This is a genomic window from Paracoccus panacisoli (assembly GCF_042435015.1).
GTDB classification, from domain to species: domain Bacteria; phylum Pseudomonadota; class Alphaproteobacteria; order Rhodobacterales; family Rhodobacteraceae; genus Paracoccus; species Paracoccus panacisoli.
In genome coordinates, this window is sequence record NZ_JBHMQU010000032.1 from 23,729 (window position 1) to 45,323 (window position 21,595).

Annotated in this window: 19 protein-coding genes and 1 tRNA gene; 10 read left to right on the plus strand and 10 right to left on the minus strand. The window is 70.6% G+C overall.

Annotation, left to right across the window (positions count from 1 at the left end):
• Positions 1–87 precede the first annotated feature (87 nt).
• On the minus strand, positions 88–1,113 hold the full coding sequence (dusA, locus tag ACFHYO_RS07790; protein WP_394319540.1) for a tRNA dihydrouridine(20/20a) synthase DusA: 1,026 nt from the start codon (positions 1,111–1,113) through the stop codon (positions 88–90).
• A 127-nt stretch (positions 1,114–1,240) separates the two neighbouring features.
• Here dusA and ACFHYO_RS07795 point away from each other — a divergent pair, with 127 nt between their 5' ends.
• Both ACFHYO_RS07795 and tpiA read left to right on the plus strand, forming a co-directional pair.
• On the plus strand, positions 1,241–1,615 hold the full coding sequence (locus tag ACFHYO_RS07795) for a HesB/IscA family protein (protein ID WP_036700722.1): 375 nt from the start codon (positions 1,241–1,243) through the stop codon (positions 1,613–1,615).
• Positions 1,616–1,703: 88 nt separating this feature from the next.
• Positions 1,704–2,441, plus strand: a complete 738-nt coding sequence (tpiA, locus tag ACFHYO_RS07800) for a triose-phosphate isomerase (RefSeq protein ID WP_394319542.1) — start codon at positions 1,704–1,706, stop codon at positions 2,439–2,441.
• 22 nt (positions 2,442–2,463) lie between these two features.
• Here tpiA and ACFHYO_RS07805 read toward each other — a convergent pair whose 3' ends face one another.
• Positions 2,464–3,630: an ABC transporter substrate-binding protein gene (locus tag ACFHYO_RS07805; protein ID WP_394319544.1), complete on the minus strand. Its 1,167-nt coding sequence runs from the start codon at positions 3,628–3,630 to the stop codon at positions 2,464–2,466.
• Positions 3,631–3,870: 240 nt separating this feature from the next.
• Between ACFHYO_RS07805 and ACFHYO_RS07810 the strand changes: the two genes are divergently transcribed.
• From ACFHYO_RS07810 to ACFHYO_RS07820, 3 genes are all read left to right on the plus strand, one after another.
• Entirely contained in the window at positions 3,871–4,824 is a 954-nt protein-coding gene (locus ACFHYO_RS07810) for a TAXI family TRAP transporter solute-binding subunit (RefSeq protein WP_394319546.1), read from the plus strand.
• A 201-nt stretch (positions 4,825–5,025) separates the two neighbouring features.
• Positions 5,026–7,113 (plus strand): TRAP transporter permease, encoded by a 2,088-nt coding sequence (locus ACFHYO_RS07815; protein WP_394319596.1) that lies wholly within the window; start codon positions 5,026–5,028, stop codon positions 7,111–7,113.
• A complete protein-coding gene (locus ACFHYO_RS07820) occupies positions 7,110–7,481 on the plus strand; it encodes a DUF1850 domain-containing protein (RefSeq protein WP_394319547.1) in 372 nt (123 codons plus the stop codon). The genes ACFHYO_RS07815 and ACFHYO_RS07820 overlap by 4 nt, the downstream gene beginning before the upstream one ends.
• 150 nt (positions 7,482–7,631) lie before the next feature.
• Here the strand turns inward: ACFHYO_RS07820 and ACFHYO_RS07825 are convergent, their stop codons facing one another.
• From ACFHYO_RS07825 to ACFHYO_RS07835, 3 genes are all read right to left on the minus strand, one after another.
• A complete protein-coding gene (locus ACFHYO_RS07825) occupies positions 7,632–8,723 on the minus strand; it encodes an ABC transporter ATP-binding protein (RefSeq protein ID WP_036710115.1) in 1,092 nt (363 codons plus the stop codon).
• A gap of 86 nt (positions 8,724–8,809) precedes the next feature.
• The gene (locus ACFHYO_RS07830; protein ID WP_036710089.1) at positions 8,810–9,643 is read right to left on the minus strand and encodes an ABC transporter permease; all 834 of its coding nucleotides are present in this window, start codon (positions 9,641–9,643) and stop codon (positions 8,810–8,812) included.
• Positions 9,640–10,509: an ABC transporter permease gene (locus ACFHYO_RS07835; protein ID WP_036700761.1), complete on the minus strand. Its 870-nt coding sequence runs from the start codon at positions 10,507–10,509 to the stop codon at positions 9,640–9,642. Before ACFHYO_RS07835 ends, ACFHYO_RS07830 begins: the two co-directional genes overlap by 4 nt.
• A gap of 323 nt (positions 10,510–10,832) precedes the next feature.
• Between ACFHYO_RS07835 and ACFHYO_RS07840 the strand changes: the two genes are divergently transcribed.
• The gene (locus ACFHYO_RS07840; RefSeq protein ID WP_394319549.1) at positions 10,833–12,065 is read left to right on the plus strand and encodes a TRAP transporter substrate-binding protein; all 1,233 of its coding nucleotides are present in this window, start codon (positions 10,833–10,835) and stop codon (positions 12,063–12,065) included.
• Positions 12,066–12,248: 183 nt separating this feature from the next.
• On the opposite strand, the gene ACFHYO_RS07845 is transcribed toward ACFHYO_RS07840, so the two are convergent.
• Both ACFHYO_RS07845 and ACFHYO_RS07850 read right to left on the minus strand, forming a co-directional pair.
• Entirely contained in the window at positions 12,249–14,219 is a 1,971-nt protein-coding gene (locus ACFHYO_RS07845; protein WP_394319551.1) for a TRAP transporter large permease, read from the minus strand.
• Positions 14,216–14,887 (minus strand): TRAP transporter small permease subunit, encoded by a 672-nt coding sequence (locus tag ACFHYO_RS07850; RefSeq protein ID WP_081969234.1) that lies wholly within the window; start codon positions 14,885–14,887, stop codon positions 14,216–14,218. The genes ACFHYO_RS07845 and ACFHYO_RS07850 overlap by 4 nt, the downstream gene beginning before the upstream one ends.
• A 280-nt stretch (positions 14,888–15,167) precedes the next feature.
• Here ACFHYO_RS07850 and ACFHYO_RS07855 point away from each other — a divergent pair, with 280 nt between their 5' ends.
• The 4 genes from ACFHYO_RS07855 (at position 15,168) to ACFHYO_RS07870 (ending at position 19,341) form a co-directional block, all read left to right on the plus strand.
• Entirely contained in the window at positions 15,168–17,027 is a 1,860-nt protein-coding gene (locus ACFHYO_RS07855) for an ABC transporter ATP-binding protein (RefSeq protein ID WP_043133526.1), read from the plus strand.
• 197 nt (positions 17,028–17,224) lie between these two features.
• Complete coding sequence (locus ACFHYO_RS07860) at positions 17,225–17,968, plus strand: phosphatidylserine decarboxylase (RefSeq protein WP_394319553.1); 744 nt, start codon at positions 17,225–17,227, stop codon at positions 17,966–17,968.
• A gap of 32 nt (positions 17,969–18,000) precedes the next feature.
• Positions 18,001–18,723, plus strand: a complete 723-nt coding sequence (locus tag ACFHYO_RS07865) for a CDP-alcohol phosphatidyltransferase family protein (RefSeq protein WP_244961109.1) — start codon at positions 18,001–18,003, stop codon at positions 18,721–18,723.
• Positions 18,724–19,341, plus strand: coding sequence for a class I SAM-dependent methyltransferase (locus tag ACFHYO_RS07870; protein ID WP_394319555.1), 618 nt, complete (start codon positions 18,724–18,726; stop codon positions 19,339–19,341).
• A 178-nt stretch (positions 19,342–19,519) separates the two neighbouring features.
• Here ACFHYO_RS07870 and ACFHYO_RS07875 read toward each other — a convergent pair.
• From ACFHYO_RS07875 to ACFHYO_RS07885, 3 genes are all read right to left on the minus strand, one after another.
• Positions 19,520–19,593: transfer RNA gene (locus ACFHYO_RS07875), tRNA-Gly, on the minus strand.
• 63 nt (positions 19,594–19,656) lie between these two features.
• Positions 19,657–20,079 carry a DUF1489 family protein gene (locus ACFHYO_RS07880; protein ID WP_036703290.1) on the minus strand — a complete coding sequence of 141 codons (423 nt, stop codon included), beginning with the start codon at positions 20,077–20,079 and terminating at the stop codon, positions 19,657–19,659.
• Between the two features lie 47 nt (positions 20,080–20,126).
• Entirely contained in the window at positions 20,127–21,407 is a 1,281-nt protein-coding gene (locus ACFHYO_RS07885) for a cation:proton antiporter (protein WP_394319557.1), read from the minus strand.
• Positions 21,408–21,595 lie beyond the last annotated feature (188 nt).

Here is a 21,595-nt window from a genome sequence, read left to right on the forward strand (position 1 = left end):
CCGCCGCGCGGGCGGCGCCAGCGGGCGCGGCGGGCGTTGCCGCAGGGTCCGGTGGCGGGATGGCGCGTCGCGCCCCGCCGCCGGCGCTCAGGCTGCGTCCACGCTCACCGCCGCGAGCGCCGCGTCATAGTCGGCGAGCGTGCCCTGCGACGCGCGCTCGGACAGGATGCGCTTCCACTGCCGCGCGCCGGGGCGGCCGTGGAACAGGCCGAGCATGTGCCGGGTGATCTGATGCATCCGCCCCCCCGCGGCGAGGTGGCGGGCCAGCACCTCGCGCATCGCCTCGGCCGCGGCGACGGGCGAGGCGAGCGGCGGCGTCTCGCCCCACAGCCGGTCCGCCGCGCCGAGGATGGCCCAGGGCTCGTGATAGGCGGCGCGGCCGATCATCGCCCCGTCCATCACCGCCAGCTGCGCCTCGGCCTCGGCCAGCGAGGCGATGCCGCCGTTGATCGACAGGTGCAGGCCGGGGAAGGCCGCCTTCATCGCATGGACCAGCGGATAGTCGAGCGGCGGGATCTCGCGGTTCTCGCGCGGGCTCAGCCCCTCGAGCCAGGCCTTGCGGGCGTGGACGATGACCCGGCGGACGCCGGCCGCCTCAAGCGTGGCGAGGAAGGCGGGCAGGACCTCGGCGGGCTCCTGTTCGTCCACGCCGATGCGGCATTTCACCGTGACCTCGACCGGCGAGGCCGCCTGCATCGCCGCGACGCAGGCCGCGACGAGGTCGGGCGACTTCATCAGCACCGCGCCGAAGCATCCGGACTGCACCCGGTCGCTCGGGCAGCCGACGTTGAGGTTGACCTCGTCGTAGCCGTAATCCGCGCCGATGCGCGCGGCTTCGGCCAGCTTCGCCGGGTCCGAGCCGCCGATCTGCAGCGCCACCGGCCCGTCGCCGTCATGGCCGAGCAGCCGGTCGCGGTCGCCATGCAGGATCGCCGGGGCGGTGATCATCTCGGTATAGAGCAGCGCCCGGCGCGAAAGCAGCCGGTGGAAGCCGCGGCATTGACGGTCGGTCCAGTCGATCATCGGCGCCACGCTCAGGCGGGCGGCCTGCCGCGCGGGGCTGGCGTCGAAGCGCCCCGGCGCAGCGGGGTGAATAGCGAGGGGACGGGTCATGGCGCGGTCCAGACGGGATCAGGCGGCGGTCCCTAGCACGGCGGGGGCCCGCAAGGCCAGCGCGCGCCGCGGGTTGAGCCGGGCAGCCCTCGCCCCTATCTTCTGGGGCAAGCGCGAAAGGCATCCCATGTTCTCGATCCCCGGCAAGCCCCCCGTCACCATCACCCCCGCCGCTGAGGCGCGGATCGCCCGGCTGATGGCTGGCAAGGACGGGGCGGGCCTGCGCATCGGCCTGAAGAAGGGAGGCTGCGCGGGGATGGAATACACGATGGAACTGGCCGACGCCGCCAACCCCGGCGACGAGGTGGTCGAACAGGGCGCGGCGCGGGTCCTGATCGCGCCCACCGCGCAGATGTTCCTCTTCGGCACCCAGATCGACTATCAGGACGGGCTGCTCGACAGCGGGTTCCGCTTCATCAATCCCAATGTCACCGACAGCTGCGGCTGCGGCGAGTCGGTGCGGTTCGAGCCGCTGGAGGGGTCGGCCGCGCGACAGGGCTGACCGCGGGCGGACGCCCGCCCTCCGGCCTCTCTTGCACGGGCGCCCGCCGCCGGGCTAGGCGGGGGCGACCCTGATCGAGGAGGATGAGATGGCCCCCCGCAAGCTTGCCGCCGGCAACTGGAAGATGAACGGCACCCGCGCCGCGCTGGCCGAGATCGCCGCGCTCGCCCCGCAGGCCGGAGGCGTCGATGTCCTGATCTGCCCGCCCGCCACGCTGGTCGCGCCGATGGCCGAAGCCGCGCCCAAGGGGATCGCGGTCGGCGGGCAGGACTGCCACGCCGAGGCCTCGGGCGCCCACACCGGCGACATCGCCGCCGAGCAGTTGCGCGACGCGGGCGCGAGCCACGTCATCGTCGGCCACTCGGAGCGCCGCACCGACCACGCCGAGACCGACGCGCAGGTTGCCGCCAAGGCGACGGCCGCGCATCGCGCGGGCCTCGTCGCGGTCATCTGCGTGGGCGAAACCGAGGCGCAGCGCGACGCGGACGAGACGCTTGCCGTGATCGCCGCGCAGCTCGCAGGCTCGGTCCCCGAGGGGGCGACGGCTGCCAACACGGTCATCGCTTATGAGCCGGTCTGGGCCATCGGCACCGGCCGCACCCCCACGGTCGAGCAGATCGCCGAGGTCCACGCCGCCATGCGCCAGGCCCTCACCGACCGCCTCGCGGACGGGGCCGAGATGACGCTGCTCTACGGCGGCAGCGTCAAGCCGGGCAACGCGGCCGAGATCTTCGCCATCGCCAACGTGGATGGCGCGCTGGTCGGCGGGGCGAGCCTCAAGGCCGCCGACTTCGGCCCCATCGTCGCGGCGCTCGCGGCGGCCTGAGCCGCCGCGCCGCCCTCACCCACTACGCCTTGGCGGGGTCGCGCACCGCCGGATAGCTGTGGAACGGCACGTTCCACAGCTGCCCGTCCACCGCCTCGACCCGCATCATGTAGATCGTCTGGACGATGTCGCGGGTGGCGGCGTCGATCTCGATCGGGCCGCGCGGCGACTCGAGGCGCGCACCCTTCATCGCCTCGACCAGCGCCGCGCCGGTGGCGTCGCCCCCGGTGCGCCCCAGCGCCTCGGCCAGCAGGCGGGCGCCGTCATAGGCGGACACGGCCATGAAGTTGGGGCGGGTGCGGTTCCGCTCCATGAAACTGGCGACGAAGGCGCGGTTCGCCTCGGTCGGCAGGGCGGCGCTGTAGTGCAGCCCCGTGACCAGCCCCAGCGCGGCATCCCCCATCTGCGGCAGCACGATGTCGTCGGTCACCGAGCCATCCGCGACCAGCCTTATGCCCGACCGGTCGAGCCCGCGCTCGACCCATTGCTTGAGGAACGGCGCGCCGATCCCCGAGGGCAGGAACACGAACAGCGCCTGGGGCTTCGCGTCCGCCACACGCTGCAGGAAGGCGGCGAAGTCCGGGTCGCGCAGCGGCACCCGCAGGCTGCCTGCGACGGTGCCGCCGGCCTCGGCGAAGACCTTGGCGAAACTCGCCTCGGCGTCGTGGCCGGGGCCGTAGTCGGCCACCAGCGTCATCGCCTGGCCGATCCCGTCGCCGGCCATCCAGCGGGCGATGACGCTCGTCACTTGCGGGGTGGTGTAGCTGGTGCGCACGATCATCGGCGAGGCCTCGGTCACGGCCGAGGTCGCCGCCACCATCACGATCTGCGCCACGCCCGCGCGGGCCGAGACCGGCGCCGCGGCCAGCGCGAGCGGGGTCAGGCCGAAGCCGCCCAGCACCTCGATCCCGCCCGAGGTCACCATCTCCTGCGCGATGCGGCGGGTGGTGTCGGCGATGCCGCCGTCATCGGCGATCACCGGCTCGATCCGCCGGCCCGCCGCGGTGGCGCCCTGGGTGTCGAGATACTGCTGGAACCCGGCCTGCATCTGCTGGCCGTAGGCCGCGAACGGGCCGGTGAGCGGCAGGATCAGCCCGACCTTGAGCGCGCGGTCCTGCGCCAGGGCGGGGGCGGCAAGCCCGCCGGCGAGGGCCGCGGCGGCGCCGGTCAGAAGGGTGCGTCGGTGCATCGAAAAGCCTCGTTCAGCTGGCGGACGGCGGCGACTAGGCCATGACGGCGCGGCGCCGCGCAAGCGGTCTCTCGCGGCCCCTCGGCCCCGGACGCGGGGGCCGCCGCGCGCCCGGCCGGCCGGAGACCGCGCCATGCCGCCGTTCGAACGGGTTGATCGATCCCCCCGCGTGCCGCATGGTGCGCGCGTCACGACGCGGCGTCACGACCGCGACCGTCCAACACCCGGAGGAGACTACCCATGCGCATCACCCGCCTTGCCGCCGCTGCGGCCACCGCGGCGGCCCTCGTCGGCGCCCCGCTCACCGCCTCGGCGGCCGAGTTCATCAACGTCCTGACCGGCGGCACCTCGGGGGTCTATTACCCGATGGGCGTCGCCATGTCCGAGATCTGGGCCAAGGGCATCCCCGACGCGCGGACCCAGGTGCAGGCCACGAAGGCCTCGGTCGAGAACCTCAACCTGCTGCAGCAGGGCAAGGGCGAGGCGGGCTTCGCGCTTGGCGACAGCGTCCAGATGGCGTGGGAGGGCGACGAGGAGGCCGGCTTCAAGGGCAAGCTCGACAAGCTGCGCGCGATCGGCGCGATCTATCCGAACTACATCCAGATCGTCGCCTCGAAGGATTCGGGCATCACCTCGCTGGCCGATCTCAAGGGCAAGAGCCTGTCGGTCGGCGCCGCCAAGTCGGGGACCGAGCTCAATGCCCGCGCCATCCTCGAGGCGGCGGGGATGAGCTATGCCGATCTGGGCAAGGTCGAGTACCTGCCCTTCGCCGAATCGGTCGAGCTGATGAAGAACCGCCAGCTCGACGCCACGCTGCAGTCGGCGGGTCTGGGCGTCGCGTCGCTCAAGGACCTGGCGACCTCGACCCCGATCACCGTGATCCCGGTGCCCGCCGACCTCGTGGCCAAGCTCGGCGGCGCCTATCACGCCGCGACGATCCCGGCCGACACCTATGACGGGCAGGCCGCCGACGTGCCGACCGCCTCGGTCACGAACATCCTCGTGACCCACGACGGGGTGCCCGAGGAAACCGTCTACCAGATGACCAAGCAGCTGTTCGAGAACCTCGACACCGTCAAGGCGGCGCACGCGGCGGGCAAGGCCATCGACGTGGCGAAGGCGGCCGAGAACCTGCCGATCCCGCTGCACCCGGGCGCCGAGCGCTACTACCGCGAAGCCGGCGTCCTGAAGTAAGGCGCCCCGCGCAGATCGGCTCGCGGTCCCGGTGCAGCGCTGCGCCGGGGCCGTTCTCGTCCCGCGACCACCCTGCCGCGCCACGTCGCGCGGACGGCCGTCGCCCTCCCTTCTCCCTGACAATCCAGGTGCATGATGCAGCCCCCCTCCCCCTCCCGCGCGCCGCACGCCCCCCCGGCCACGCCGGACCACCCGCACCAGATGCCGCCCGGCGCGCAGGAGCTGGCGATCCACGACCCCCTTGCCGACAGCTTCCCGCCGGGCCTTCAAGGCCGGCTGCTCTGGGGCATCGCCGTCGCCTTTTCGGTGTTCCAGATCGCCACCGCGGCGCATTTCATCGACCTGCCGAGCCAGGTCGTGCGGGCGATGCACGTGGGCTTCCTGATGCTGCTGGTATTCCCGCTGATCGCGCTGGCCCGCGGCAGGGGCCCGGCGGTGCAGGCCGCGGCCTGGGCGCTGGCCCTGACCGGCGGCGCGGTCGCGATCTACCAGTGGGTCGAGTACGAGCCGCTGCTGCTCCGCGCCGGTGACCCGAGCCAGATGGACCTCGTGATCGGGGTGCTGGCGCTGATCACCGTGTTCCTCGCCGCCTGGGCCGAGATGGGGATCGCGCTGCCGATCATCGCCGGGGTGTTCCTGCTCTACTGCTTCTTCGGGCAGTATGCGCCGGGGCTCTTGCAGACCCGCGGCTATGACGCGGCGCAGGTGATCGAGCACATGGCCTATGGGACAGAAGGGATCTACGGCATCCCGACCTACGTCAGCTCGTCCTACATCTTCCTCTTCATCCTGTTCGGGGCGTTCCTCGAAAAGGCGGGGATGATCAAGCTCTTCACTGACGTGTCGCTGGGGCTGGTCGGGCATCTGCTCGGCGGGCCGGCCAAGGTGGCGGTGTTCTCGTCGGCGCTGATGGGCACGATCTCGGGCTCGGGCGTCGCCAACGTCGTGACCACGGGGCAGTTCACCATCCCGCTGATGAAGCGCTTCGGCTATCGCCCGGCCTTCGCCGGCGGGGTCGAGGCGACCGCCTCGATGGGTGGGCAGATCATGCCGCCGGTGATGGGCGCCGTCGCCTTCATCATGGCCGAGACGCTGGGCGTGCACTACGTCGAGATCGTCAAGGCGGCGCTGATCCCGGCGATCCTCTATTTCGGCGCGGCGTTCTGGATGGTCCACCTCGAGGCCGGACGGCGCGGGCTGGTGGGGATGCCCAAGTCGCAGCTTCCCTCGCCGATGGCGGCGCTGAAGGAGGGCTGGTACCTGATCCTGCCGCTCGCCGTGCTGGTGTGGCTGCTCTTTTCCGGCACCACGCCGCTTTACGCGGGCACCATCGGCCTTGCGCTGACGATCGTGCTGATCCTCGGCGGCTCGGTGGCGCTGGGGCTGCCCTCGGTGGTGCTGCGCGCCATCGTCTGGGTGGGGCTCGGGCTCATCTGCGCGTGGATCTTTTCGCAGGACCTGCGGCTGTCGATGCCGCTGGTCGGGGCGCTCGTCTCGGCGCTGATCCTGCTCAACGTGCTGACCCGCGGCGGGCGGGCGACGGTCGCCATGGTCGTCGACAGCCTCGCCGACGGGGCCAAGACGGCGCTGCCGGTGGGCGTGGCCTGTGCGCTGGTCGGCATCGTGATCGGCACGATGACCCTGACCGGGGCGGCCACCACCTTCGGCGGCTTCATCGTCTCGGTGGGCGAGAGCAACCTGTTCCTCTCGCTGGTCCTGACGATGGTGACCTGCCTCATCCTCGGGATGGGGATTCCGACGATCCCGAACTACATCATCACCTCGACCATCGCTGGGGGCGCCCTTCTGCAACTCGGCGTGCCGCTGATCGTCAGCCACATGTTCGTGTTCTACTTCGGCATCTTGGCCGACCTGACCCCGCCGGTGGCGCTGGCCTGCTTTGCCGCCGCCCCCATCGCGCGCGAGTCGGGCCTCAAGATCAGCATGGAGGCGATCAAGATCGCCGCCGCGGGCTTCGTGATCCCGTTCATGGCGGTCTACACCCCCGCACTGATGCTGCAGGACGGCGGGCCGCTTGCCACCGCCATCGGCTACGCGCCGGCGGTGGTCTATATCGTCGTCAAGACGGTGCTGGCGATCGGCCTGTGGGGGATCGCGGCGATCGGGTGGATGGGCCGCAAGCTGAACCTGGCCGAGCGTGCCTTTGCCATGATCTCGGCCTTCATGCTGGTCTATGCCGCAACGTGGAGCGATGCGGTGGGCTTTGCCCTGTCGCTCGCCTGCATCGGCTGGATCTGGATGAGCCAGCGCCGTGCGGTTGCCGCATGAGCGCCTGTCTCATGGCCGGGGCCGTGGCCCTGGCCGTGAGCGGCGGCTTCTCTCTCGGCTGGACCCACTCGGTCGAGCGGGTCCGGTGGGAGGAGCGCTGGCGCGTCGAGGGCGACCGGCTGGTGCTGATCGAGGCGCGGGTACGCGGCTCGGGTGCGGGGATGGAGCCGGGCGAAGGCGCGGTCGAGCGCGACGGCTGGTGGGTCTGGCAGCCGTCGCGGTCCTTTCCCGAGCTGACGCTCGCCGCGTCGGGGGCGACGGGGGGCGGCTGGACGCTTTGCACGGACGGCGGCTGCCGCGAGCTGGGCGCGGTCGCGGGCGCGGCGGTGACGCTGCGGCCCTGCCCCGAGGGCACCGTGGGGGGCTGAGGCCGGACCGGGGGGCTGTCTGCCCCCCGGACCCCCCGAGGATATTCGGATCCAGCCCGAGGGGGGCGTGGCTCAGTTCGCGTGAGGGGGAGCGAGACTATTCGCGTCTGCCGTCGAGGCTTCGCGGGCGCCAAGAATAGTCGCGGGGTGTCAGCGGAACAGGATTAGCGAGCCGGGCGACCAGCCGACGCGGACCCGCGTGCCGAGGTCGGGCAACTCGCGCCCGAAGACGTTGCGCATCGAGATCCGCACTTCATGCTCGCCGTCGAACCCCTCGCCCGCGAGCATCACGTCGTAATAGCTCATGTCGCCGTAATAGACGACCTCGTCGATGATCCCCTCGGTCACGCGGTCGCTGGCCGGGGCGTTCGCGGCGAGCAGCGTCACCGCCTCGGGGCGGAAGCCGATCGAGGGGCTGGCGTCGCCCGCGTCGGCGTGGCTGACGTTGGCGGCGGGAATGTCCACCCGGCCGAAGCCCGGCGCCTCGACCGTCACCGCGTCTCGGCTTTCGCCGAGGATGCGGGCCGGCAGGAAGTTCATCACCCCGATGAAATCCGCGACCCGGCGGCTCGCCGGGCGGGTGTAGAGCGCCTCGGCCGAGTCGAGCTGGGCGATCTGGCCCTCGAACATCACGGCGATCCGGTCGGACATGACCAGCGCCTCCTCCTGGTCGTGGGTCACGAGGACGAAGGTAATGCCGACCTGCCGTTGAAGCTTGATCAGCTCGAGCTGCATCTGCTCGCGCATCTTGCGGTCCAGCGCCGAGAGCGGCTCGTCCAGCAGCAGCACCTTGGGCTTGAGGATCAGCGCCCGCGCCAGCGCCACCCGCTGCCGCTGCCCGCCCGAGAGCGCGTGCGCGGCCCGCGCGCCGTAGCCGCGCAAGCCCACCATCGCCAGCGCCTCGTCCACCGCCGCCGCCTTGTCGGCGCGAGAGCGCGGGTCGCGGCGCAGGCCGAAGGCCACGTTCTCGGCCACCGTCAGATGCGGGAAGATGGCGTAGGACTGGAACACCATGTTCGTCGGACGGACGTTGGCCGGCACGTCGGCCATGTCCTTGCCGTCGATCAGCACCACGCCGGAGGAGATGTCCTCAAACCCGGCGATGGTTCTGAGCAGCGTGGTCTTGCCGCAGCCCGACGGCCCGAGCAGCGAGAAGAACTCGGCCTCGCGGATGGTCAGGTCGATGCCCCTGAGCGCGTGGTAGTCGCCGTAGTACTTGTGCACCTCGCGGCACTCGATCATCGGCTTGCGCTCGGCGATGGGCGTCGGGCGCCCCGCGGCGTCGCGGGCCGGGGCGTAGCTCTGGGCGGGTTGCGCGTGTGGGGCGGTCACAGGAAGCCTCCGCTGTCCTTCTGGCCGGTGCGGGCAACGCCGCGGCGGCGGAAATATTCGGCGATCGTCAGCAGCAGGATCGACAGGCCCACCAGCACCGTCCCGAGCGCCATGATCATCGGGATCGACTTGGGAAACCTGAGCTGGCTGAAGATGTAGGTGGGCAGGGTCGGCTCGTTGCCGGCGAGGAAGAAGGCGATGATGAACTCGTCAAGGCTGATGGTGAAGCTCATCAGCAGCGCCGAGATGATGCCGGGCATCACCAGCGGCAGGATCACCAGCCGGAACGCGCTCCACTTCGTTTCGCCCAGATCCTGCGCGGCCTCTTCGAGCGAGCGGTCGAGCGACGAGAAGGCGGTCGAGAGGATCGCCACCGTGTAGGGCATGCAGATCAGCGTGTGCCCGAGGATCACCGTCAGCACCGAGAGCTGCACCCCGAGCCCCAGCAGCACCACCAGCAGCGAGACGCTGATGATGATCTCGGGCAGCACCAGCGGCAGCATGATCAGGCCCATGATCGGGGCCTTGAAGGGGAACGAGAACCGGGTCGAGGCGCGGGCGGCGAAGAGCCCGAGGCAGGTGGCGAGGATCGACGAGCTGACCGCGATGGTCAGCGAGTTCATCAGCGCCCGGCGCAGCGTCGCGTTGCCCCACATCTGGGCGAACCACTCGGTCGTGAAGCCCTTGAGCGGAAAGGCGATGATCGTGCCGTTGTTGAAGGCGAAGACCGGCAGCAGCAGGATCGGCGCGTAGAGGAACAGCAGATAGGCGATGGCATATGCCTTGAGGCCCCCGCCGGGGCCCCGGCCGCTGGCGCGCGCCCCGCTCATGCCCGCACCTTGAGGAAGCGGCGGTTGAGGAACAGGAACACCAGCGCGAGCAGCGTCACGATCAGCATCGCGGTGATGGCGATGGCCGAGCCGAGGGGCTTGTTGTCGATGTCGAGCATCTGCGCCTGGATGAGGTTCGCCACCATCGGGATCTTGCCGCCGCCGATGATCGTGGGCGTGACGTAGTCGCCGATGGTGGGGATGAAGACGATCAGCACCGCCGCCAGCACCCCCGGCATGGCCAGCGGCAGCGTGACCCGCCAGAAGGTCATGGCACGGCTTTCGCCGAGGTCGCGCCCGGCCTCGAGCAGCGAGCGGTCGATCTTCTCCAGCGCGACGTAAATCGGCAGGATCGCGAAAGGCGCATAGGCGTGCGCCAGCGTCACCACGATCGAGCCGGTGTTGTAGAGCAGGAACGAGAGCGGCTGCTCGATGATCCCAAGGCTCTTCAGCCCCGAGTTGATGACCCCGTTGTAGCCGAGGATCACCTTCCACAGGAACACCCGGATCAGGTAGCTGGTCCAGAACGGGATGGTGATCAGGAACAGCCACAGCGACTTGCGCTCGGGCCGGACCACGAAGGACAGGAAATAGGCGACCGGGAACGCCAGCAGCACCGTCACCACCGTCACCAGCCCGGCCACGAAGAGCGAGCGCAGCATGAGCGTGCGGAAGATCGGGTCGGCCCAGACGGCGCGATAGTTCTCGAGCGTGAACTCGCGGATGATGGTCTGGTAGCCGTCCTTGAAGAAGGAATAGGCGAGGATGGTCAGCAGCGGCACCGCCAGCATCGCCAGCGCGTACAGCAGTGGCGGGGTGATGATCCGCAGCCCCTGGGCCGATTCCGATCCGCTGGCCGATGCCATGTCGCTCTGCGCTCCCCCATAGATCCCGGCGGCGTCCGTCTGCCTCGCATCAGAACCATATGGGTTGGCGAAGGAAAAGCGGATTCGCGCCGGCTGCAGCGTGGCCGCGGCGGTGCCCCCGGCTCTGCCTGCGGCGCGGGCAGCGCGAGGCGGTGTCGGGGGCGGTGGCGGGGGTGGTGCCGGGGGGCGGTGGCGGCCGGCGCGAAAAGCGCCCGGTTGCCGATATGGATGTCTCGACAGGTGACGGCGGGCGGTGCAATCTGCCGGCGCATCAAGGGCGGCGCGCGGGTCTGACACCGCGTCCGCGACAGTGGAGGAAGACTATGACTGAGAAGACCCAATTCGACCGCCGGGGGTTCCTGACCCGCGCCGGGATCGGCGGCGCCGCCGCCGCCGCGGGGGCCACGCTGGCCGCCCCCGCCATCGCGCAGGAGGCGCCGACGATCAACTGGCGCGTCGCCTCGTCGTTCCCCAAGTCGCTCGACACGATCTACGGCAGCGCCGAGGACGTGGCGACCCGCCTGAAAGAGGCGACCGACGGCAAGTTCAACCTGCAGGTCTTCGCCGCGGGCGAGATCGTCCCCGGCCTGCAGGCCATCGACGCCACCTCGGACGGCACGGTCGAAGTGTCGAACTCGGTCGGCTACTACAACTGGGGCAAGGACCCGGCCTTCGCGCCCGGCGCCGACCTGCCCTTCACCTTCAACGCCCGCTCCAAGGCCGCCTATAACTATCAGGGCGGCGGCATCGACAAGTACAACGAGTTTCTGGCCACCCAGAATCTGATCTGCTTCCCGGTCGGCAACACCGGCGCGCAGATGGGCGGCTGGTACCGGAAAGAGATCAAGTCGCTCGAGGACATGAAGGGCCTCAAGATGCGGATCTCGGGCCTCGCCGGGAAGGTGATGGAGAAGCTGGGCGTGGTGCCCCAGCAGATCGCCGGCGGCGACATCTACCCGTCGCTCGAAAAGGGCACCATCGACGCGGCCGAGTGGGTCGGCCCCTATGACGACGAGAAGCTCGGCTTCCAGAAGGTCGCGCCCTACTACTACTACCCGGGCTTCTGGGAAGGCGGGCCGACGGTGGGGATGTTCATCAACCTCGCCAAGTGGAACGAGCTGCCCGACAGCTACAAGTCGCTGCTGCGCACGGCCTGCCAAGCGGTCGACCAGAACACGCTGTCGAAGTACGACTACAAGAACCCGACCGCGCTGAAGAACCTGGTCGCCGCGGGCGCCCAGCTGCGGCCGTTCCCCGAGGACGTGATGGTTGCGGCGTTCGACGCCTCGCGCGCGCTCTATGAGGAGCTGGCGGGCCAGAACCCGGCGTTCAAGGCCCAGTGGGACGCGCAGAAGGCCTATCTGAACGACTGGTACCTGTACCAGCAGACGACGGATTACACCTTCGACACGATGATGATGATCCAGCAGCGCAACAACAAGCTGGCCGCCGCCGATGCGGCGCCTGCCGCGGCTCCGGCCGATGCGGCGCCGGCTGCCCCGGCCGATGCGGCGCCCGCCGCGCCGGCCGTGCCGGCCGCGCCTGCGAGCAACTGATCCGCACCGCCGCGCGCCCCGCATGCGGCTCGAGCCTTGACCGCCGCCCCGAACCGGGGCGGCGGTTTTCGTTTGTGCGGGGCGGCGGATGGACTAGAGCGCTTCGGAGCGGTCGCTCGACCCGCGTTCGGAAATGCAGAAGGGCGGCCCGAGGGCCGCCCTTTCGTCGTTGGGGTGCACGCGTCAGTTCGACGGCGGGGCGAGGCCCGGCGGAGGACCGGAGAGCCCCCCCGCCGCCGGTGCCGGCGCAGCGGGTGCCGGAGCGGCAGACGCAGGCGCCGCAGGGGTGGTCGGTGCAGGGGCCGCCGGGCTGCCGAAGTTCGGCGCGCCCAGTCCCCCAAGCCCGCCGGAGGCGGGCGCCGCGGGTGCCGGGGCCGGCGCGGGGGTGCCGAAGTTCGGCGTCCCGAGGCCGCCCAGCCCACCCGGGGCCGGCGCCGCAGGGGCACCCGGCGCCGCAGGGGCAGCCGGGGCGCCGAACGGGCTGCCCAGTCCGCCGAGCCCGCCGCCCAGGCCGCCACCGAGGCCGCCCAGGCCGCCGCTGCCGCCCCCCATGGGAACCTCGATGCGGACCTGCGACATGTCCACGGGCTTGCCCTTGTAGTGCATGACCATCTGCGGGAAGGCCATCACAAGCCCCACCATCACCAGCTGGATCACCACGAAGGGCACCGCCCCCCAATAGATCTGGCTGGTCTTCACCGGCTCCATCATCCGGCCCGTGACCTTGTCCTTGTAGGGGATCTTCGGCGCCACGGATCGCAGGAAGAACAGCGCGAAGCCGAAGGGCGGGTGCATGAACGAGGTCTGCATGTTGACCCCGAGCAGCACCCCGAACCAGATCAGGTCGATCCCCAGCTTCTCGGCCGCCGGCGCCAGCAACGGCACGATGATGAACGCCAGCTCGAAGAAGTCGAGGAAGAACGCCAGCAGGAAGACGAGGATCGAGACGACGATCAGGAAGCCGTATTCACCGCCCGGCAGGCTGGTCAGCAGCTCTTCGACCCACAGGTGCCCGTTCACGCCGTAGAAGGTGAGCGAGAACACCCGCGCGCCGACGAGGATGAACATCACGAAGGACGACAGCCGCGTGGTCGAGGCGAGCGCCTGCGGGATCACCCCGCCGCCCAGCCGGCCCTTGAGGCCGGCGAGGATCAGCGCCCCGACCGCCCCCATCGCGCCGCCCTCGGTGGGGGTGGCGATGCCGAGGAAGATCGTGCCCAGCACCAGGAAGATCAGCGCCAGCGGCGGGATCAGCACGATGATGACCTGCTGCGCGAGCCGGCTCATCACGTTGGCGCCCATCGACTTGTCGAGCAGCGCCGCGACATAGATCACCGCGATGGCCGCCGCCGCCGCGAGGATGTCGGCGTTGGCGCCCTGGGTCGGGTGCAGCCAGTGCCAGAAGCCGTAGAAGACCCCCGCGCCGATCAGCAGCGCCACGATCAGCGAGGTGACGCCCGAGCCGAGCGTCCGCGCCTCTTTCGGCAGCGCCGGCATCGACTCGGGCCGCATGATCGACATCACGAAGACATAGGCCATGTAGAGCCCGGTCAGCACGAGGCCCGGGATCATCGCGCCCTTGTACATGTCGCCCACCGAGCGGCCGAGCTGGTCGGCCAGCACGATCAGCACGAGGCTGGGCGGGATGATCTGCGCCAGCGTCCCCGACGCCGCGATGACGCCCGAGGCGATGCGCCGGTCATAGCCGTAGCGCAACATGATCGGCAGCGAGATGAGGCCCATGGCGATCACGCTCGCCGCCACCACGCCGGTGGTCGCCGCGAGCAGTGCACCGACGATGATGACCGCGTAGGCCAGACCGCCGCGCACCGGGCCGAAGAGCTGGCCGATGGTGTCGAGCAGATCCTCGGCCATGCCCGATTTCTCGAGCACGATCCCCATGAAGGTGAAGAAGGGGATGGCCAGCAATGTCTCGTTGCTCAAGAGGCCCCAGAGCCGCTCGGGCATGGCGTAGAGCAGGTTCCAGCTCAGGTTGATCTCGCCGCCCGAGAGGGGGGCCAGCTCGACGCCGATGATGAAGAACAGCAGCCCGTTCGCGGCCAGCGCAAAGGCGACCGGATAGCCCAGCAGCAGGAATGCCACGAGGCTCGCGAACATGATGGGCGCCATGTTGTGGGCGATGATCTCCATCATTTGCGGACGTCCCGGTCGGTGTAGTTGCGGTTATGATCGCGCGGGTGGTCGATCATCTGGTCGGTCACCGGATGATCGGGGCTGGCAAACCCCGCCTCGGCCAGCATCCGGTCGTCGATCTCGACCGCCGGGGTGTGGGACGACACATGCGCCTGGGTGTCGGGCAGATCGCCGCGCATCACCGCGATCTTCTTGATGATCTCGGAAATCCCCTGGAAGAACAGCAGGATGAAGCCTGCGAGCAGCAGCGCCTTGGCGGGCCACAGGATCAGGCCGCCGGCGTTCATCGACCGCTCGCCCGACGCGATCGAGCGCTGCAGCCACGGCACCATCAGCCAGATCATCAGGATGACGAACGGCATCAGGAATAGCAGGTGGCCGATCAGGTCGATCCAGTGCTGCGTCCGCCGGCTGCGCCCGCCATAGATGATGTCGATGCGGATATGTTCATTCTCGAGCAGCGTGTAGGCCGCGGCGAGCAGGAAGGCCGCGCCGTAGAGATACCACTGCAGTTCGAGCCAGGCGTTCGACGAGATCGACCAGACCTTGCGGCTGATCGCGTTCCCCGCGCTCACCAGAATGGCCACGAGGATCAGCCAGCTCACCCCGCGGCCGATCACCGTGTTGACGCGGTCGATGCCGCGAGACATGGCCAGAAGGCCGCCCATCGTCTGTTCCCCCCTTGCGCGCCGCGATCTTTGCGCGGCGGCGTCACGCGTGACGTTGCGCCATTTGCGGCTTTTGCAGGCCTGCGGTATGGCCGAGCCAGACCCGCCCGGTCAAGCGTTTCCGCGTCGCGCCGGGCCAGGCCGGCGCGACCGCCTCGCGGCCCGCACGCGCGGCGCTTCGGCCCGCCGCTGCGGCACCCGGACGCCGCCCCAGACCCACGCCGTCGCGGACGCCCGGCCGCGGCGGCCCCACCCGATCCAGCCGCACGAGGCCGCGCCCATGCCCCCCTTCGAGGCCCGCCAGGCCCCCCGCAGCTTCCGCGACCGCTGGGCGGCGATGCGCAACGTGCCCCCGTTCCTGCGGCTCGTCTGGCGCGCGGGCCCGGGCCTTGCGCTGGCCACCATCGTGCTGCGGCTGACGCGGGCGCTGATCCCGGTCGCCACGCTCTACGTCGGCAAGCTGATCGTGGACGAGGTGGTGCGGCTGGCCGCCCTGCCCGACGCGCCCGACACGATCGGGGCGTGGTGGGACGCAGGCCTTGCCGCGGGCCTCGGCTGGATGCTCGCGGCCGAGCTGGGGCTCGCGATCCTGCAGGACGTGCTCACGCGGCTGATCGGGCTGGTGGACAGCCTGCTCAGCGAGCGGCTGACCAACGACCTCTCGACCCGGCTGATGGACCACGCGGCGACCCTCGACCTCGAGGATTTCGAGGACGCGGTGTTTCAGGACAAGCTCGACCGCGCGCGGCGGCAGACGGCCTTCCGGATGTCGCTGATGGGCCAGCTCTTCGGGCAGATCGAGAGCCTGATCACGGTGCTGAGCTTCGCGGGCGGGCTTCTCGCCTATAACCCGTGGCTGGTGGCCCTGCTGCTGCTCACGCTGATCCCGGCGTTCCTGGGCGAGGCGCATTTCAACGCCCGCAGCTATTCGCTCGACTACGGCCGCACGCCCGAGCGGCGCGAGATGGACTATGTCCGCCAGATCGCCGCCAGCGCCGACACGGCCAAGGAGATCAAGATCTTCGGCCTCGACCGATTCCTGCGCGACCGTTACCTCACGCTGGCGCGGCGTTTCTACGCCCAGAACCGCGCCGTGGCGCAGGCCCGCGCCGCCTGGGGGGCGTTGTTCGCGGGGCTGGGCACGCTCGGCTATTACGCGGCCTATGTCTGGATCGTGGCGCAGACGGTCACCGGGCACCTGAGCCTCGGCGACCTGACCTTCCTCGCCGGGTCGTTCCAGCGCCTCAGGACGCTGATGGAGAACCTGCTCACCGGCTTCGGCCAGGTCGCAGCGCAGGCGCTCTATCTCGACGACCTGTTCGAGTTCTTCCGGGTGGCACCCGAGATCGCCTCGCCCCCGAACCCCCTGCCCGTCCCGAACCCGATCCGCGAGGGGTTCCGCTTCGAGAACGTGGGTTTTCACTATCCCGGCAGCACCCGCTGGGCGGTGCGCGGGCTCGACTTCACGCTGCACGCCGGCGAGACGCTGGCGCTGGTGGGCGAGAACGGGGCCGGCAAGACCACGCTCGTCAAGCTGCTCGCCCGGCTCTACGACCCCGACGAGGGGCGCATCCTCTTGGACGGGCGTGACCTCAGGGACTACGACCTTGACGCGCTCAGGGGCGCGATGGGGGTGATCTTCCAGGATTTCGTGCGCTTCAACCTGACTGCGGGCGACAACATCGCGGTCGGCCGGATTGCGGCGCGCGACGATGCCGCGCGGGTGAAGGCGGCGGCGGAACGGGCGCTCGCCGACCGGGTGATCGCGCGGTTGCCGGCGGGCTACGACCAGATGATCGGCAAGCGCTTCGCCAACGGCGTCGAACTGTCGGGCGGCGAGTGGCAGAAGATCGCCATCGCGCGGGCCTATATGCGCGACGCGCAGGTGCTGATCCTGGATGAGCCGACAGCAGCGCTCGACGCGCGCTCGGAATACGAGGTGTTCCAGCGCTTCAAGGAGCTGTCCGAGGCCAAGACCGCGGTGCTGATCTCGCACCGCTTCTCGTCGGTGCGGATGGCCGACCGTATCCTGGTGCTTGAGGGCGGCCGGGTCGAGGCGCAGGGCACCCACGAAGAGCTGCTGGCGCAGGACGGGCGGTATCGGGAGCTCTTCGAGTTGCAGGCCGAGGGGTATCGGTGAGGCGGGTCCGGGAGCGGTCTCATCGGACAGATCGCCCGCCATCCGGGCCACCTCGCCTGTCGCGCCGAAGCCAGAAATTCCGCCCGCCCCCGGCGACAGACAAAAGCGGCCGCATCATCTTGCCGGCCCGTTAGGCAAAGGTGGGAAAAGGACCCGCGCGCGCCCCCTCGGTTTGACCCCCGAGTCCCGCGCTGTTATTGACGCCCGGACCGGGATCGGAAGGCACGAGGGAAGGGGAACGCCGACGCATGACCATGTGGGGCACCTTTCTCAAGCCGATGCATCCCGAGGGCTATCGGTTTGTCGGCATCTTCGCCGCCGTTACGCTGGTGCTGTTCCTCGTCTGGGCGCCGCTCGGCTGGCTCGGGCTCGGCCTCACGATCTGGTGCTATTACTTCTTCCGCGATCCGCCGCGCGCCGTGCCCCAGGGCGAGGGGCTGGTCGTCAGCCCGGCCGATGGCGTCGTCTCGCTGATCGGGCCGGCGGTGCCGCCGGCGGAGCTGGGGATGGCGCCGGTGGCGCTGACGCGCGTCAGCGTCTTCATGTCCGTCTTCAACTGCCATGTGAACCGCGCCCCCGTCGCGGGGCGGGTGGCGGCGGTCGCCTATCGGCCGGGGAAGTTCTTCAACGCCTCGCTCGACAAGGCCAGCGACCAGAACGAGCGCAACGCGCTCTGCCTCGAACTGGCGGACGGGCGGCAACTCGCCGTGGTCCAGATCGCGGGGCTGGTGGCGCGGCGGATCCTGTGCTGGTCGCGCGAGGGCGACAGCCTGAGGACGGGCGAGCGCTTCGGGTTGATCCGCTTCGGCTCGCGGCTCGATGTCTACCTGCCGCCCGGGGTCGCGCCCCTGGTCGCGGTGGGACAGACCATGGTGGCGGGTGAGACCGTGATCGCCGAGCTGGGCCGGCAAGGGGCAGCGCGTGCTGCCGTGATCGACTGACCATGCTCAGGCACAGGGAACGACCCACGCGATTGTCCCTGACGCAGCTTCTGCCCAATGCGCTGACGCTTGCGGGGCTGTGTGCCGGAATGACGGCGATCCGCTTTGCCGTGCTGGGGCAATTCGACCGCGCGGTGCTGCTGATCCTGCTCGCCGCGGTTCTGGACGGGGTGGACGGGCGCCTCGCCCGGACGCTGCGCAGCGAAAGCGCCATGGGGGCCGAGCTCGATTCGCTGTGCGATTTCGTGAACTTCGGGGTGACGCCGGCGCTGGTCTTGCATCTGTGGGCGCAGGGCGGGGCCGGAGGCTTCGCGTGGATCGCCGCGCTGCTCTATGCCTCGGCCTGCGCGTTGCGGCTGGCCCGGTTCAACATCAGCAGCCGCGAGGCTGCGGCCGCACCGAAGCCCAAGAAGAGCTTCACCGGGGTGCCCTCGCCGGCGGGGGCGATGCTGGTGCTGCTGCCGATCTTCGTGGCCCTGCTGATCCCCGGCGCGGGGCTGCACGCGGCCGTGTGCGGGTTGTGGATGATCGCGGTCGCCGCGCTGATGGTCAGCCGGCTGCCGACCCCCGCGATCCCCTCGGTGCGGGTGCGGCCGGATCAGGCGCGGCTGATCCTGCTCGGCGGGCTCGCTCTCGGCGCGGCGCTGCTGACCTATACCTGGCTGACGCTGGTCCTGCTGGACACCGCCTATCTGCTGCTCTTGGCGTGGACGTGGAACCGTCATCGCCAATCGTCCCCTGCAAAGGAGCGCTGAATGGACCTTCACGCCGTCGAGAAGTCCTATGCCCGCTGGGCGCCGATCTACGACCGGACCTTCGGCGCCCTCACCGGCGTCGGCCGCCGCCGGGCCACGGCGCTGCTGAGCAAGCTCGGCGGGTCGGTCCTCGAGGTCGGGGTGGGCACCGGGCTGGCGCTGCCGCTCTACGGCCCGAACGTCAGCGTGACCGGCGTCGATTACAGCGCCGAGATGCTCGAGAAGGCCCGCGCCAAGGTCGAGGCCGAAGGGCTGGACCGCGTCACCGCGCTGCGCCGCATGGATGCCCGCGCGCTGGAGTTTCCCGACGCGAGTTTCGACCACGTCGCGGCCATGCACGTGATTTCGGTCGTGCCCGAGCCGGAGAAGGTGATGTCCGAGATCGCCCGGGTGCTGCGCCCCGGCGGCAGCGTGGTCATCGTCAACCATTTCGCCCGTGACACGGGCCTGCTGGCCCGGGCCGAGCGGTTGGCCGCGCCGCTCGCGAACCTGCTCGGCTGGCACTCGGACTTCGACCGGGCCCGCGTGCTGGGCGAGCCGAGCCTGACGCTGGTCGAGGAATGCACCCTGCCGCCGGCGGGGATGATGACCCTGCTGCGGCTGGTGAAGGCGGCGTAAGGGCGGGTCGCCGGCGCGATCCGCCGGCGACCGAGGACGGGAGCGGGCAGATCCGCCGCGGGTGAAGGCCCGTGGTCCGTCCGTCGGAACGAACAGCCGATCAACGCCCCGATGCGGCGCGCCCGACAGTCATCACAGTGATCTCGAGAGGGTCTGACGACACCCGGCCTGCGGTGTCTGGAGCGGGTGAAGGGAATCGAACCCTCGTCGTAAGCTTGGGAAGCTTCTGCTCTACCATTGAGCTACACCCGCGTGCGGCCTGCGATAGCGCGGGGCGACGGCCGGGTCAAGCGGCGACGCGCGGCGGGCGCGGCGTCATAGCAGACCCATCGCCGCCAGCTCGCGCGCCAGCCGGGGCGGCAGCGCGGTTTCCTCAGCGCGGCTCGCGGGCAGGTCGGGGGGCGCGTCGGCGGCCTCGAGGTAGCGCCAGCCCTGAAAGGCGCGGCGGGGCACCGCGGCCACCCGGACCAGCGCCGGGTCGAGGATCAGCGCGCAGCGCGCGATGCCGTCGGCGCCGGTGCGCGGCTCGATCCCGATCAGCCGCTGCCGGGCCAGCATCGTCCCCTTGAACACCCAGTAGAGCGAGCCGCCCGCCAGCAGCTCGTCGGCGCGCTTGGGCTGCATCCGGGTGACGTGCTCGGCGGCGCCCCCGCCGAAGCGGTCGCGCTGCCAGCGCTCGAGCGCCTCGGGGTTCGCGGCGCCGACGCACAGCTTCATCATGTGGAGGGGGGCTGTCATGCCTGCCATATAGGCCCCGCCCGCGGCGGTGAACAGGGTCGGGCCCGTCAGTTCACCCGCTCGGTCGGGTCCTTCAGCCGCGACATCATATGCGGCGCGGCAAAGCCGTGGAAGACGATCGACACGAGAATGATCAGCGTCATCACCGCCCAGAGCAGGCGCCCCGTCTCGATCGAGAAGGGCGCGTGGCCGAGGCCGTAGGCCATGTAGTAGATCGACCCCACCCCACGGATGCCGAGCAGGCTGACCGCGGCGCGCGAGGCGGGCGAGAGACCCGCCCCGGTCAGCGCCACCCAGCCCGCGACCGGGCGGACGACCAGCAGGAACAGCGCCGCGACGACTCCGCCGGCCCAGCCGAGGGGCGCAAGCAGCCCCTGCCCCACGGCCATGCCGAGCACGAACATCACCACGATCAGCCCCATGATCTCGGTCTGCTCGACGAAATGATGCAGGTCGCTGTGGATCTCGTGCCGCGCCTCGACCCGGCGGAACGCCAGCGCGGCGACGAAGACCGACAGAAAGCCGTAGCCCTCGACCGTCTCGGCCAGCCCGTAGGACACGAGCATCAGCCCGAGCGCGAGGAATGCATCCGCGACGCTGCCCGCGGGCGCGACGCGGAACGCGAGCCAGCCGGTCAGCCGCCCGATGACCACCCCCACCGCCAGCCCGGCGGCCAGCCGCCACAGCACGTCGTGCAGCACCCAGTCGCGCAGCACCTCGGCGGTGAAGCGGCCGTTGTCGCCGGTCACCTGCCCCTCGACCGCCATCGCCGCCGCGGCCGCCAGCGCCAGATGCACGAAGGGGAACGCGAGCCCGTCGTTCAGCCCCGCCTCGGAGGTCAGCGCAAAGCGCGCCTCGTCGCCGTCGCCCTCGCCCGGCGGGCCGACCTGGACCGAAGCCGCCAGCACCGGATCGGTCGGCGCCAGCGCCGCCCCCAGCAGCAGCGCCGCGGCGAGCGGCTGGCCCATGAGCCCCCAGCCGAGCAGCGTCATCGCGCCGATGCAGAGGATCATGGTGATCCCGAGCAGCCGCCACGTCGTCCCCCAGCTCGTCAGCCCCAGCGGCCGGTCGATCTTGAGACCGCAGCCGGTCAGCGACAGCAGCACGACGAGTTCGGTGACGTGGGTGATGATCGAGCCGCCGTCGAGCACGTCGATGGTCGGCAGGTCGAGGAAGAAGCCGGTGGCGATCCCGCCGAGGACGCAGGCGATGGGCAGCGTCACCACCCGCGGCAGCCGGTAGTGGGCGACGATCGGCGGCACCAGCGCGGCCGTGAGGATGCCGGCCCCGAACAGGGTCAGGAACAGCGGATAGGTCAGGTCGATCATGCGCCGTGCCTTGCGTCGGGTACCGCCGATCAGTGCGGGGGGCGCGGGGGGCTGTCAACAGCCTCGCGCAGCCGTGCGCGGGCCGGGGCCGGTGCCGTCGGGTCAGGGCGCGCGCGGCCGTCGCGCCGCCCCCGGCGCCGGCCGCTTCCGGCTGCCGGAAACCCGCGGTGGGCGGCTTGCCTCAGGCG